Below are 13094 nucleotides of genomic sequence, written 5' to 3'. Positions count from 1 at the left end.
GGCTTATTCCGTATCGAAGTCAGATGAATGGGTGTGGCCGATGCCGGTGCGGCCGGCGCTTTCGGGTCGCGGGCGCGCGGGCACCGGCGGCGACAGCACGTCGGCCACCTTGTTGCCGGCAAAGTCGCACACCAGCACGCGGATCTGGAAGGCATCGCCATAGCGATCCGGTGCAGTCAGGGTGTCGATGGCGGCCTGAGCCAGCGCATGGTGGAAGGCATCGCCCAGGCCGCGTTCCACCATCAGCTCGGCGCCGAAGCGCGCGGTTTGCGCGTCGGCAATGGCGGTGCAATCCTCGTCGCTGGCGCCGATCTGCCGTGCGATGCGCGCCACCAGATCGGTATCCACCACGTTGCGGTTGGCGTGGGTGATGGTCTCGCCCTGGGCGATCTTGGTGAGCTTGCCCACCATCACGCCCAGCACCACCAGCCGGATGCCCTGCGCCACCACTTCATCGAGCGCATAGCGCAGAAAGTCGCCCATCTGGATGAAGCAGGCCGAGGGCAGTTCCGGGTGGTCCTTGCGCAGTTCGGCAATGGCGAAACTCTCGGTGCGTCCGCCGGTCGTGAGCGCCACCACGTCATGCCCCAGCGTGGACACCACCTGGATGGCCTGCACCACGCTGGCGCGCCAGGCGCTGGTGGAGTAGGGCTTGACGATGCCGGTGGTGCCCAGGATGCTGATGCCGCCCAGAATCCCCAGTCGTGCATTGGTGGTCTTCTTGGCCATGTCCTGCCCGCCGGGCACGCTGATCGTCACCTCCAGCCCGTGGCGCTGCAGCAGGTCGCTGCCCAGCTCGTCCAGTGCCTCGCGCAGGTTGTCGGCAATGTTCTGGCGCGGCACCGGGTTGATGGCCGGGCCGCCCACTTCCAGGCCCAGGCCGGGCATGGTCACCGTGCCCACGCCTTCGCCGTTGCGATAGACGATGCGGCCGACCTGCCCTGGCAGCACGCGCAGGTCCACCGTGAGGTGGGCCTTGTCGGTGCAGTCGGGATCATCGCCGGCGAACTTCTCGATCCAGGCACGGGCATGGCGCTCCACGCCTTCGCCCTCGACCATCCCCTCGCCCACGGCAAAGCTCACGCGGTCGCCATTGGGCAGCAGGCTGGTGATATGGGGCGGAACCAGGCCATGCACCATGCCCACGGCGCAGGCCCGTGCGGCTGCGGCCGAACAGGCCCCGGTGGTAAAGCCGGTGCGCGTGCCTTTCTGGGGTTTGCCTTCCATGCTTGAAAGCTCCGTGGTCAGAAGGCTTCAGGCAGCCACGGCCTGCTTCTGGCGCGCCTCGGCCAGCGCCAGCAGTGCGTGCAGCGCAGCCACCACCAGCGTGGAGCCGCCCTTGCGCCCGCGGATCACGATCCACGGCACTTCCTGCACTTCGGCCATCAGATCCTTGCTTTCGGCGGCAGAGACAAAACCCACCGGCATGCCCACCACCAGCGCCGGGCGCACACCTTCCTCGCGGATCAGGCGCACCAGCTCGATCAGCGCGGTGGGAGCATTCCCGATCCCGACAATGGCGCCATCCAGCAACCCCAGCCGATGCGCCTTGCGCATGGCCTGTACGGCACGCGTGGTGTCTTCCTGCTGCGCCTGCGCGATCACGTCGGCATCGCTGATGAACTGGTGCGTCATCACGCCGAAGTGCGACAGCCGTGGCTTGGAGAGCCCGACGCAGATCATTTCCACGTCCGCCACCATGGCGATGCCGCCGCGCGCCTTGGCATCGAGCAGCGCCTGCAGCCCGGCCTCGACCGCATCGGGATGGAAGTCCGTCAGGCCGTTGAATTCGAAATCGGCGTTGGCATGGATCATGCGGCGCACGATGGGCCACTGGCCTTCGGTATAGACGTGCGGGCCGGCTTCGCTGTCGATGATGGCAAAGCTGTCATGCTCGATGACCTGGCCGGCGCGCGTGAGCTGCTCGGTAACAGTGTTGATGGTGCTCATGGCAAACCCGTGAAGTGCGAATCAGTGGTGGGACACATGCGTGCAGTGGCGCACGGCGTCGTTGCCGTCGTCGCCATGGTCGTGTGCATGCGCATGGTGGTGCCCGTCGTGCGAATGGTCATGTCCGTGTTCGCCATGCGCATGATCATGGTGATCATGGCTGTGCGGCACATACCCCGCCACGTCATAGCGCACCGTCGCATGCGGCGCGCCGCGCAGCCACTTGTCCACCCGCTCGTCCAGCAGCGCAAACACCTCCGGCTCGAAGCCGAAATACTGGCTGTGCGCAAAGCGCAGCTGCGGATACTGCTTGCGCAGATGCTCCACCTGGCGGTCGATGCGGTGCATCAGCGTGCCGGTGAACAGGTAGTAGGGCAGGATCACGATCTGCGTCATGCCCAGCAGCATGTGCCGTTGCACCACGCGTTCCAGGCGCGGGTAGGTGATGCCGGTAAAGGCCACATCCACCAGCTCGTGATCGGTTTCCTCCCACAGCCAGCGTGCCATCTTGGCGACCTCGCCATTGGCCTTGCGGTCGCTGGAGCCGCGTCCCAGCAGGATCACGCCGGTGCCTTGCGGATCGGGCATGTCCAGCCGGTGCATGGCATGGCGCAGCTTGCGGCGCAGCACCGTCAGCACCGGCTCGCAGGCGCCCAGATGCGGTGCATAGTCGAACTGCACTTGCGGAAAGCGCTGGCGCGCCTGCTCCAGGGCATAGGGAATGTCGCCTTTCACATGGCCGGCGGCGTTCAGGATCAGCGGCAATACGAGCACTTTGCCATCATGCTGCTGCGCATGGGCGGCGGCACGGTCGAGGCCTTCGTCCAGCAGCACATCGGCAAACTCGATAAAGCACACCTCGATGTGCCACTCGGGCCGGTCCTGGCGCCAGCGGCGTGCGAATTGTTCGATTTCTGCGTTGCCGCCCGGCTCGCGCGAGCCATGGCCAACCAGCAGCAGGGTAGGAGTCGTCATGTCGGGGTTCCGGAGGAAGAGGGGGAAACGTCATCCGCAGGCGCACTGGCGCGGCGGAAACGGTGGGTAAAGCCGGCGTCATACAGGCGCGACTTGGTCAACTCGGGCCACTGGCGGGCACCCAGTGTGGGGCTGGCGATGATCATGCTCTGGCTCACCACGCCGGCCTCGCGGCAGATCGCCTTGATGGTGGACAGCGTGCCGCGCAGGATGCGCTCCTCGCCCGGCCAGCTCGCCTTGTGCACCACCAGCATGGGCGCGTCCTCCGGCCAGCCGGCGGCGCGCAGTTCGCTCTCGACCTTGTGCAGCAGGGTGATGGAGAGGTAGATGCACAGCGTGCAGCGATGCTGGGCCAGTTCGCGCAGGCTTTCGCCTTCGGGCATGGGCGTGCGGCCTTCCACGCGCGTGAGGATCACGGTTTGCGTCACCTCGGGCAGTGTCAGGCTCTCCACCGCCGCAGCGGCCGAGGCCATGGCCGAGGTCACGCCCGGCACCACCGCGATCGGTATGCCGGCCGCATCCAGCGGCTGCGCCATCTCGATCAGCGTGCCGTAGAGCGAAGGATCGCCCGTCTGCAGGCGCACCACCACGGCGTGCTGCTGCGCCTGCGCGATCAGCCAGGCGCAGATCTGCTCCAGCGTCATGTCCTTGCTGTCGGCGATCACACAGCCGGCAGGCGCCCAGCGCGTGGCGGCCTCGCTCACCAGCGAGCCGGCAAACAGGATGGCACCGGCCTGCGCGATCAGGTCGCGCCCTTTGACGGTCAGCAACTCCGGATCGCCGGGGCCGGCGCCGACAAACCAGACCTTGCCTGGCAGGGAAGAGAATTGCATGGGAAAAACCAGAAACAGAAACGGCAAAAGCCCGGCCCGCACACTGCAGGCCGGGCCGGCGGACGGCAGTGATCAGGCAGCAGCCGTCACGCGCTCATCCAGGCACAGCTGGGCCCAGTTGCTGTCCTTGAAGCCGCGCGCAGCGCGCACGATGGCCAGCGTCACCAGCGGCTCGACCAGCACCAGCGCCAGGTAGCTGGCGGCAAAGGTGGCCCAGTTGGCCAGCGGCGTGGGTTCGGTGCCCATGGACAGCCAGAAGCCCACCATCAGCGTCACGCCGGCGTAGAAGGCAAAGTCCAGCTTCACGATGTTGGCCACGGTGAACTTGCCGGCCAGGCGCTTGCCCAGGCCGTAGTGCACGGCAGCCAGCGGCACCATCAGCGACAGGCTGTTCACGGCCAGATGCGCCAGATCCTGCGGATCGAACAGCAGACCCTGCAGCAGCAGGCCAAAGGCAAAGCCGAACAGCGTGGGCACGAAGCCCAGCAGCAGGTAGATCGGCATGGCGCCGACGAAGTGCAGTTCCGATGCGCCAACCGGCATGTGGAACACCTGCATGAAGATGGAGAAGAACAGCGCCGCCAGCGCGGTGCGCAGCAGCAGGGCCGGGCGCTTGACCAGCGCGGGCGCGCAGGCAGCCAGCATGCCGACGGCTGCGACGTTGGCAAAGGCGATCTTGGCGGAGGAGAGAATGCCGGGTTCGATGTGCATGATTGCTTCCTTTTAGTAACACCCTAGAAGACCAGCCGGGGCTGGCATACAGTCTGCCGCGCTGGCAGGTGGGTATTGAAGGAAGCGCGATGCCGGGAAGAAAAAGGGGGAAGTCCGGCTGTGCACTGCCCGCATCGCCCTCCGCAACGCTGACAAACGTGTCACAGCAGGCCGGTCTCCGGGCTTGCCAGTTCCTGCACAGGGCAGGGGGCCTGCAGCACCTTCCCGGCCGGAAGCGACCAGTGGCATCGAGCTGCAAGCTTGACTGACATACCGTTGCGGGGGCAGCGCTGGACTTGGCCTCGGCCTTACCAGCTTCCCGTTTCATCCGGACGGACATGACTCCATCCGGACACCTGCATGTATGCATAATTATAGGCGGCCTCCTGCTGAAAATGGCTGCGCACCTATAATCTCGGGCAGCACATTTCGTTCCCCATACAGCCTTTTGCGGCCGTTCGGCCGTCCCCAGCATGAGCACCCCTTCCCCCATGACCGTTGCGGACATCCGCAAGACCTTTCTCGACTTCTACGCCAGCAAGGGCCACACCATCGTCGAATCCAGCCCGCTGGTGCCGGGCAACGACCCGACGCTGATGTTCACCAACTCGGGCATGGTGCAGTTCAAGGACGTGTTCCTGGGCACCGACAAGCGTCCCTACAACCGCGCCACCAGCGTGCAGGCCTGCCTGCGTGCTGGCGGCAAGCACAACGACCTGGAAAACGTCGGCTACACCGCACGCCACCACACCTTCTTCGAGATGCTGGGCAACTGGTCCTTCGGCGACTACTTCAAGCGCGAAAGCATTGAATGGGGCTGGGAACTTCTCACCCAGATCTACGGCCTGCCGCCCGAGCGCCTCACCGCCACCGTCTACGCCGAAGATGACGAAGCCTACGACATCTGGAAGGACGTGATCGGCCTGCCGCCCGAGCGCATCATCCGCATCGGCGACAACAAGGGCGCGCGCTACAAGAGCGACAACTTCTGGATGATGGCCGACACCGGCCCCTGCGGCCCCTGCTCCGAGATCTTCTACGACCATGGACCCGAAATCCCCGGTGGCCCGCCCGGCTCGCCCGAAGAGGATGGCGACCGCTTCATCGAGATCTGGAACCACGTGTTCATGCAGTTCGAGATGCACGAGGATGGCAGCGTCACGCGCCTGCCCGCGCCCTGCGTGGATACCGGCATGGGCCTGGAGCGTCTGGCCGCCGTGCTGCAGCACGTGCACAGCAACTACGAGATCGACCTGTTCGACACCCTGATCAAGGCCGCCGCGCGCGAAACCGGCTGTACCGACCTGGACAACCCCTCGCTCAAGGTGATCGCCGACCACATCCGCGCCACCGCCTTCCTGGTCAGCGACGGCGTGCTGCCTGGCAGTGAAGGCCGCAGCTACGTGCAGCGCCGCATCATCCGCCGCGCCATCCGCCACGGCTACAAGCTGGGCCAGCAAAAGCCCTTCTTCCACAAGCTGGTGCCCGATCTGGTGGCGCTGATGGGCGATGCCTACCCGCGCCTGAAGGCGCAGCAGGCGCAGGTCATGGCTGCGCTCAAGGGCGAGGAAGAGCGTTTCTTCGAGACCCTGGCCAAGGGCATGGAAATCCTGGACGACGCCTTGATTGCCGGCCGCCGCGAACTGCCCGGCCATGTCGCCTTCAAGCTGCACGACACCTACGGCTTCCCGCTCGACCTGACGCAGGACGTCTGCCGCGAGCGCGGCGTGACGGTGGACGAGGCCGGCTTCGAGGAAGCCATGCAGGAACAGAAAGCCACCGCCCGCGCGGCCGGCAAGTTCAAGATGGACAAGCTGCTCGACTACAGCGGCGAGGGCAATGCCTTCACCGGCTACGAGCAACTGGGCGGCGAGGCCAAGGTCGTGGCCCTGTATGTCAATGGCGAACCCGCGCAGCAACTCGATGCCGGCCAGCAAGGCGTGGTCGTGCTCGACACCACGCCGTTCTACGCCGAAAGCGGCGGTCAGGTCGGCGACCAGGGCGTGCTGGTGGCCAACGGCGTGCAGTTCGACGTGGCCGACACGCTCAAGATCAAGGCCGACGTGTTCGGCCACCACGGTACCCTGTCGCGCGGCACGCTCAAGGTGGGCGATACCGTCACGGCCGAAGTGGATTGCGAACTGCGCGCCGCAACCGTGCGCAACCACAGCGCCACACACCTGATGCACAAGGCGCTGCGCGAGGTGCTGGGCGAGCATGTGCAGCAGAAGGGCTCGCTGGTCAACGCCGAGCGCACCCGTTTCGACTTTGCCCACACCGCGCCGCTCACTCCCGAGCAGATCGCCGCAGTCGAAGCCAAGGTCAACGCCGAGATCCTCTGCAACAGCGACACCCAGGCCCGTCTGATGGGCATGGAAGAAGCCAAGCAGACCGGCGCCATGATGCTGTTCGGCGAGAAGTATGGCGATGTTGTGCGCGTGCTCAGCATCGGTTCCTCCACCGAACTGTGCGGCGGCACCCATGTGGGCCGCACCGGCGATATCGGCCTGTTCAAGATCGTGGCAGAAGGTGGCGTCGCTTCGGGCGTGCGTCGCGTGGAAGCGGTGACCGGCGCCAACGCGCTCAGCTACCTGCAAAGTCTGGAAAGCACCGTCGACAAGGTGGCCGGCGCGCTGCGCTCCGCCCCCGGCGAAGTGCTGGAACGCATCGGCCAGATGCAGGATCAGGTCAAGGCGCTGGAAAAGGAAATCGCCGCGCTCAAGGGCAAGCTGGCATCCAGCCAGGGCGACGAACTGATGAACCAGGCGGTGGACGTGAACGGCATCAAGGTGCTGGCGGCACGCCTGGAAGGCGCCGATGCCAAAACCCTGCGCGAGACCATGGACAAGCTCAAGGACAAGCTCAAGACCGCCGCCATCGTGCTGGCCGCCGTCGATGGCGAGAAGGTGCAGCTGGCTGCCGGCGTCACCAAGGACGCGACGGCCAAGATCAAGGCCGGCGAGCTGGTCAACTTCGTGGCGCAGCAGGTTGGCGGCAAGGGCGGCGGCAAGCCGGACATGGCCATGGCCGGCGGCACCAACCCGGCCGGGCTGGAAGCGGCGCTGGCCGGTGTGCAGGGCTGGGTGGCCGAGCGCGTCTGAGTTTCCGGGCGGTCCTCCCCTGTAAAGGCATGCGCTGGCAACGGCGCATGCCTTTTTGCTTTGCCTTCGCTGGCTGGTGAGAGGGCGGTAACGGCTACAGCCGCTGCCGCGACACTGTCGGACTGTCGCCGATTTCGCCGTCACGGCGCCAGATCGCATCCTTGCGCTCCAGCTCGTTCAGGATGTCTTCCAGCCACGCCTCCAGGCTGATGCCACCGCCCAGTGCCGCGTGCAGTTCGGCAAACACCGGCGCACCTGCCAGCCACTGGTTAAATGCTTCCAGCGCCATGCGCTCCACATCCAGCAGGTGGTATTTGATCAGCGCCTTGGCGCCATAGCGCGCATGCTGCTCCGGCTGCGCGCGGAACAGTGCAATGCGCTTGCGCGCGCTGGCAATCGCGGCCGTCACGGCAGCGCCTTCGCCCTCGCCAAACGCCGCGCCATGCCCCGGCACCACTACCTGCGGCTGCAGGCGCTCGATCTGCGCCAGCGTCGCCTCGAACCCCGCAAAGCCATCCCGGTCAAAGCGCGGCAACTCGTCGAACACAATGCTGAGCTGGCTTTGCCACAGCGCATCGCCAGCCAGCAGCAGGCGCAGCCGCGGCTCGAACAGCATCACGGCATCGCTGTCATGGCCGGCGGTGGCGTGCACTTCCCAGTCGTAGGCGCCCAGCCGCACCACGCTGCCGGGCTGCAGCACGCCCTGCGCGGCAAAGCGCCCGCAGTGCTGGCCGGTGAGCACATAGCTCAGCCGCTGCATGTCCCACTGTTGCACGGAATCCCACGACGAGGCTGCCACCAGCGTGTGCGCCTGGGGATAAGCCTGCTGCAGCAACGCCGTGCCGCCGCAATGGTCGCTGTGCAGATGGGTGTGCGCGATGGTGTGCAGCGGCGGCCCGCCCAGCAGCGCGGTCTGCACCAGATGCAGCGTCAATTCGGCATGCTTGTCATGGCCGGTGTCGATCAGCGCCGGCTGTTCGCCCAGGCACAGCACGTTGTTGGACGACAGCCAGCCGCGCTGGAACAGCTGCAGGTCGGCAGGAAGCAGGGAGGAGGCGGACATCGGGCAGAAACACAGGATGCGGTGCTGATTGACGTGAACGTCATGCGAACCCCCAGCATAACGGCTCCCGCATCCCGATCGGGGGGCAAACAATTAGGGGTAAGCCCTGCCCTCGGCCCTCTGGAGAAAGCCGACACTGTGGGATAGGATAGTCGTTCGAACGACCGTGCTATTCAGCGCGACATTCCAAGCACAACAACGCCAACCATCGACAGGCGAGGAGACACAGGCATGGTGGACAGGATCTGGCTGCAGCATTACCCCGAAGGCGTTCCGCACGACGTCAACCCGGAGCAATACGGCTCGCTCACGGACATGCTGGAAGAGTCCCTGCAGAAATACAAGGACAAGCAGTTCTCCATCTGCATGGATGTGGCGATGACCTATGGCCAGCTCGACCGCGAATCGGCCGCGCTCGGCGCCTGGCTGCAGGCGCAGGGGCTGGAGCCGGGTGCGCGCGTGGCCATCATGCTGCCCAACGTACCGCAGTTCGGCGTGACCATGGCTGCCGTGCTGCGCGCCGGCTACACCTGCGTCAACGTCAACCCGCTCTACACCCCGCGCGAGCTGGAGCACCAGTTGCGCGACTCCGGCGCCAGCGTCATCGTCATCCTGGAAAACTTCGCCCATACGCTGGAGCAGGTGATGGACCGTACCAGTCTCAAGCATGTCGTCGTCACCGCCATGGGCGACCTGCTGGGCGGGCTCAAGGGCAAGCTGGTGACCTTTGCCGTGCGCCACGTCAAGAAGATGGTGCCGGCTTTCAAGCTGGAGATGCCCGGCGGGCCGGCTGTCACGTCTTTCAGCCAGGCGCTGCGCCAGGGCGCCGGCATGCAGCTCAAGCGCGTGCCGCAGACGCTGGATTCCATCGCCTTCCTGCAATACACCGGCGGCACCACCGGTCTGGCCAAGGGCGCCATCCTGTCGCACCGCAATATCGTCGCCGCCATGCTGCAGGCCGACGCCTGGTTCCAGCCGGCGCTCAAGGACATGGGCAGCGACACCACGCGCATCCACACCATTGCCGCGCTGCCGCTGTACCACATCTTCGCGCTCACGGTCTGCCTGCTCGGCATCCGCCAGGGCTGGCACATGACGCTGATCCCCAACCCGCGCGACTTCCCTGCCTTTATCGCCACGCTCAAGAAAAAGCCCTTCCATGTACTGCCGGCGGTGAACACGCTGTTCAACGCCCTGCTGGTGCAGCCCGATTTCAAGACCGTCGATTTCTCGTCCTTGCGCATCTCGCAGGCCGGCGGCATGGCCGCGTCCGAGGGCACGGCCAAACGCTGGCAGGAGGCCACCGGCTGTCCGATGATCGAAGGCTGGGGCATGAGCGAGACCTGCGCCATCGGCACCAACAACCCGGTCACCAACCGGGAGTTCACCGGCACCATCGGCATGCCGCTGCCGGGCATCGACGTGGCCATTCTGGACGATTACGGCAAGGAACTGCCGCTGGGCGAGGCGGGCGAACTGTGCATCCGCGGCCCCAACGTGATGGTGGGCTACTACAACCAGCCCGAGGAAACGCGCCGCGCCACCACCGAGGATGGCTTCCTGCGCACCGGTGACATCGCACGCATGGAGCCCAATGGCCATATCCGCATCGTGGATCGCAAGAAGGACATGATCAACGTGAACGGCTTCAACGTGTTCCCGAACGAGATCGAAAACGTGGTGTCCACCTGCCCGGGCGTGGTGGAGTGCGCGGCCATCGGTGTGCCGGACGAGGAGCAGGGCGAGGCCGTCAAGCTCTACGTGGTGCGCAGCGACCCGAACCTGACCGAGGCTGATGTGCAGCGCTGCTGCAAGGAACGCCTGACCGGCTACAAGCGCCCGCGTCATATCGAGTTCCGCGACGAACTGCCCAAAACCAACGTGGGCAAGGTGCTGCGCCGGCGCCTGCGCGAAACCGAAGGCTGATCAAGAGACTGTCAGCAATTGCGGATGAACTGAACCGTTCTGCGAGGGCACCATTCGGCGCGGAACGGGGTCATCCTGATCGCGCGCAGTCGACTCTGCTGCGTAGCTGCGCGATTGTTCTGCAGTCTGTCTAGATAGCCGCGGCAAACAGCGCCCGCACACGCTCCAGATCGGCAGGTGTGTCGACACCCGGACCGGGAACATCCGGCGTCACGTGCACGGCAATGCGGTGCCCGTGCCAAAGCGCACGCAGCTGTTCCAGCGATTCGCAGGTCTCGATCGGCGCCTGCGGCAATTGCGGAAACTGCTTGAGAAAGGCCACGCGGTAGGCGTAGATGCCGATATGGCGCAAGGGCGCCGGCTGCTGCGGCAGCGCGGCCGCATCGGCCACCGAACTGCCATAGCCATCGCGCCACCACGGAATCGGCGCGCGGCTGAAATACAGCGCCAGTTGGCGCGCATCGCACACCACCTTCACCACGTTCGGATTGGCCAGGTCGGCCGGATCATGGATCGGATGCGCGGCGGTGGACATGCTGGCCTCGGGGCTGCGCGCCAGCAGGTCGGCCACGGCCGCGGGCAGGGCCGGGTCCATCAGCGGCTCGTCACCCTGCACGTTCACCACGATGGCTTCGTCGGTCAGGTCGAGCAGGGTGCAGGCCTGCGCCAGCCGGTCGCTGCCGGAGGCATGGTTCTCGTCGGTCAGCACCGCGGCGATGCCGTGCGCCTCGCAGGCCTGGACAATGCGCGGATGATCGGCCGCCACCACCACGCGGGCACGGCCCTGCTGCACGCGCTGGGCCACGCGCACGATCATGGGCGCGCCGCCGATCTCGGCCAGGGGCTTTTCGGGCAGGCGGGTGCTGGCCAGCCGTGCCGGAATCAGGATGGTGTAGCTGGCGCTCATGCGCTCGGCGCAGCGGTGCCGGGCTGGCGGCCGGCTTCGATCTCGTCGTCGCTCAGGGCGCGCGCCTCGTTCTCCAGCAGCACCGGAATGCCGTCGCGGATCGGATAGGCCAGGCGCGCGCTCAGCGACACCAGTTCCTGGCTTTCGGCGCGGTAGGTGAGGGGGCCCTTGGTCACGGGACAGACCAGCAGTTCCAGCAGTTTGGGATCCATGGCGGCAAACATCCGTTTGAAAACAATGCTGGCATTGTACGGCCGCGGGCGACGCCTCATGGCAGCATCCCGGGCCATCGTCCGCAGGCGGCGGCGCCCACTGGCTGCCGGGCCAGGGGCTTCAGGCTTCCGCGACAGACTGGTGCGGTTTGGCTTGGGTGGGCATCTGCCGCAACGCATGCCCCTGGATATCGCGCGCGTGCTGCAGCCACCAGGCCGACAGCGCGGCGAAGAAAGGCAGTTCGGGTGTCAGCACCAGCGGCACGGCCCAGGCCTGTGGCAGGCTGTCCCACAGCTTGACGGCGTCCTTCTCGGTGCACAGCACCGGCAGGCGACGCGGCCCCCATTCACGTGCCAGCGCGCTCAGGGTGTCGTGGCTCACGTGATCGGGCAGGGCGTGGCGCTCCGCCAGCGTCAGGCCGGCGGCCTCGAGCATGGCGAAGAAGCGGTGCGGGTGCGCAATGCCGGCCACCGCAATCACCGGCTGCTTCTGCCTGGCCCACTCGGCCAGCGCAAAGCTGCGCCCATCGGCGCGCACGGCCTGGTCGTGCAGGGCGCGGCGCGCCTGGTACACCGCCTGCCCGGACGGCATGGGCACCGGCGTGGCCGGCTGCCCGGTCATCAGCACGATATCCACCTTGCGCGGCCAGGGCTCGCGCAGCGGCCCCGCCGGCAGCAGCCAGCCGTTGCCGATGCCGCGCTCGTCCATCACGCAGATCTCGCCGTCGCGCAGCAAGGCGTGGTGCTGCAGGCCGTCATCACAGACGATCAGCCGCACGTCCGGGTAGAGCTTGACCATTTCGCGCGCAGCGAAATTGCGGTCGGCACACACGATCACCGGCGCACTGGTGCGTAGGTGGATCAGCACCGGTTCGTCGCCGCCGATGCTGGCGTCGGTATCCGGCGTGATCACCACGCAATGCGGCGCCTGCGGGCTGCGCCCATAGCCGCGCGAGATCACGCCGATATGCACGCCGATCGACTGGAAATGCTGCACGATGGCAATCGTGGCCGGCGTCTTGCCCGCGCCGCCTGCCACTACATTACCCACTACCAGCACCGGCACCGGCAGGCGCTCGCGCTGCTGTTCCAGCGCACGGCGGCGCTGCCAGCGCCAGGCGGCCCCATACAGCTGCGACAGCGGCCACAGTGCGCGCGCGAGCACGCTGCGCTCCTGCCACAGGCGCGGCAGGGTACGATGCAGAAAGGCATTGGCCGTCATGCGGTGCCTCCGGAGGAGGGCTGCAGGGCGACAATCGGCTGGCTCACGGACATGGGTCTCCTGATAAAGGGGCTCGGGCCCGATGCAGTATTTTGACCGCTTTTTGCACGGGTTTCTGCCGGCCCCCAAACGGATGGTTGCAGGCTGTATCCGGCAGCCCCCTGTGGTCCGGCGCAGGCGCCGAAGCCGGCGCT

Annotated in this window: 11 protein-coding genes and 1 riboswitch; of the genes, 2 read left to right on the top strand and 9 right to left on the bottom strand. The window is 66.4% G+C overall.

The features are described 5' to 3' along the window. Positions 1-3: 3 nt before the first annotated feature. The 5 genes from ACX36O_RS10225 to ACX36O_RS10205 all read right to left on the bottom strand — a co-directional run bounded on the left by ACX36O_RS10225 (position 4) and on the right by ACX36O_RS10205 (position 4469). Positions 4-1227: a cobalt-precorrin-5B (C(1))-methyltransferase gene (locus tag ACX36O_RS10225; protein ID WP_213361372.1), complete on the bottom strand. Its 1224-nt coding sequence runs from the start codon at positions 1225-1227 to the stop codon at positions 4-6. A gap of 27 nt (positions 1228-1254) precedes the next feature. Further along, complete coding sequence (locus ACX36O_RS10220) at positions 1255-1950, bottom strand: precorrin-8X methylmutase (RefSeq protein ID WP_213361371.1); 696 nt, start codon at positions 1948-1950, stop codon at positions 1255-1257. Between the two features lie 21 nt (positions 1951-1971). After that, positions 1972-2925, bottom strand: coding sequence for a sirohydrochlorin chelatase (locus ACX36O_RS10215; RefSeq protein WP_213361370.1), 954 nt, complete (start codon positions 2923-2925; stop codon positions 1972-1974). Then, positions 2922-3758, bottom strand: a complete 837-nt coding sequence (gene cobM, locus ACX36O_RS10210) for a precorrin-4 C(11)-methyltransferase (RefSeq protein WP_213361369.1) — start codon at positions 3756-3758, stop codon at positions 2922-2924. The genes ACX36O_RS10215 and cobM overlap by 4 nt, the downstream gene beginning before the upstream one ends. A gap of 72 nt (positions 3759-3830) precedes the next feature. Next, complete coding sequence (locus tag ACX36O_RS10205) at positions 3831-4469, bottom strand: energy-coupling factor ABC transporter permease (RefSeq protein ID WP_213361368.1); 639 nt, start codon at positions 4467-4469, stop codon at positions 3831-3833. A gap of 152 nt (positions 4470-4621) precedes the next feature. Beyond that, positions 4622-4844, bottom strand: a riboswitch (cobalamin riboswitch). Between the two features lie 98 nt (positions 4845-4942). Between ACX36O_RS10205 and alaS the strand changes: the two genes are divergently transcribed. After that, on the top strand, positions 4943-7570 hold the full coding sequence (gene alaS, locus ACX36O_RS10200) for an alanine--tRNA ligase (RefSeq protein WP_488359737.1): 2628 nt from the start codon (positions 4943-4945) through the stop codon (positions 7568-7570). A gap of 94 nt (positions 7571-7664) precedes the next feature. On the opposite strand, the gene ACX36O_RS10195 is transcribed toward alaS, so the two are convergent. Continuing rightward, positions 7665-8633, bottom strand: coding sequence for an MBL fold metallo-hydrolase (locus tag ACX36O_RS10195; RefSeq protein ID WP_213361366.1), 969 nt, complete (start codon positions 8631-8633; stop codon positions 7665-7667). A 231-nt stretch (positions 8634-8864) separates the two neighbouring features. Here ACX36O_RS10195 and ACX36O_RS10190 point away from each other — a divergent pair, with 231 nt between their 5' ends. Beyond that, positions 8865-10559: an AMP-binding protein gene (locus tag ACX36O_RS10190; protein WP_371686456.1), complete on the top strand. Its 1695-nt coding sequence runs from the start codon at positions 8865-8867 to the stop codon at positions 10557-10559. Positions 10560-10689: 130 nt separating this feature from the next. On the opposite strand, the gene kdsB is transcribed toward ACX36O_RS10190, so the two are convergent. From kdsB to lpxK, 3 genes are all read right to left on the bottom strand, one after another. Then, positions 10690-11466, bottom strand: coding sequence for a 3-deoxy-manno-octulosonate cytidylyltransferase (gene kdsB, locus ACX36O_RS10185; RefSeq protein WP_213361364.1), 777 nt, complete (start codon positions 11464-11466; stop codon positions 10690-10692). Continuing rightward, positions 11463-11678 carry a Trm112 family protein gene (locus ACX36O_RS10180; RefSeq protein WP_213361363.1) on the bottom strand — a complete coding sequence of 72 codons (216 nt, stop codon included), beginning with the start codon at positions 11676-11678 and terminating at the stop codon, positions 11463-11465. The genes kdsB and ACX36O_RS10180 overlap by 4 nt, the downstream gene beginning before the upstream one ends. Before the next feature lie 121 nt (positions 11679-11799). Beyond that, entirely contained in the window at positions 11800-12900 is a 1101-nt protein-coding gene (gene lpxK, locus ACX36O_RS10175) for a tetraacyldisaccharide 4'-kinase (protein ID WP_213361361.1), read from the bottom strand. Positions 12901-13094: the final 194 nt, after the last annotated feature.

This window comes from Brachymonas sp. KE5, assembly GCF_057773645.1.
Note: the sequence above shows the minus strand (reverse complement) of the source record. Positions and strands in the feature narration are given on the sequence as shown.

Coding starts and splice junctions, on each gene's coding strand:
- ACX36O_RS10225 (WP_213361372.1), bottom strand. CDS start 1,227: ATGGAAGGCAAACCCCAGAAAGGCACGCGCACCGGCTTTACCACCGGG.
- ACX36O_RS10220 (WP_213361371.1), bottom strand. CDS start 1,950: ATGAGCACCATCAACACTGTTACCGAGCAGCTCACGCGCGCCGGCCAG.
- ACX36O_RS10215 (WP_213361370.1), bottom strand. CDS start 2,925: ATGACGACTCCTACCCTGCTGCTGGTTGGCCATGGCTCGCGCGAGCCG.
- cobM (WP_213361369.1), bottom strand. CDS start 3,758: ATGCAATTCTCTTCCCTGCCAGGCAAGGTCTGGTTTGTCGGCGCCGGC.
- ACX36O_RS10205 (WP_213361368.1), bottom strand. CDS start 4,469: ATGCACATCGAACCCGGCATTCTCTCCTCCGCCAAGATCGCCTTTGCC.
- alaS (WP_488359737.1), top strand. CDS start 4,943: ATGAGCACCCCTTCCCCCATGACCGTTGCGGACATCCGCAAGACCTTT.
- ACX36O_RS10195 (WP_213361366.1), bottom strand. CDS start 8,633: ATGTCCGCCTCCTCCCTGCTTCCTGCCGACCTGCAGCTGTTCCAGCGC.
- ACX36O_RS10190 (WP_371686456.1), top strand. CDS start 8,865: ATGGTGGACAGGATCTGGCTGCAGCATTACCCCGAAGGCGTTCCGCAC.
- kdsB (WP_213361364.1), bottom strand. CDS start 11,466: ATGAGCGCCAGCTACACCATCCTGATTCCGGCACGGCTGGCCAGCACC.
- ACX36O_RS10180 (WP_213361363.1), bottom strand. CDS start 11,678: ATGGATCCCAAACTGCTGGAACTGCTGGTCTGTCCCGTGACCAAGGGC.
- lpxK (WP_213361361.1), bottom strand. CDS start 12,900: ATGACGGCCAATGCCTTTCTGCATCGTACCCTGCCGCGCCTGTGGCAG.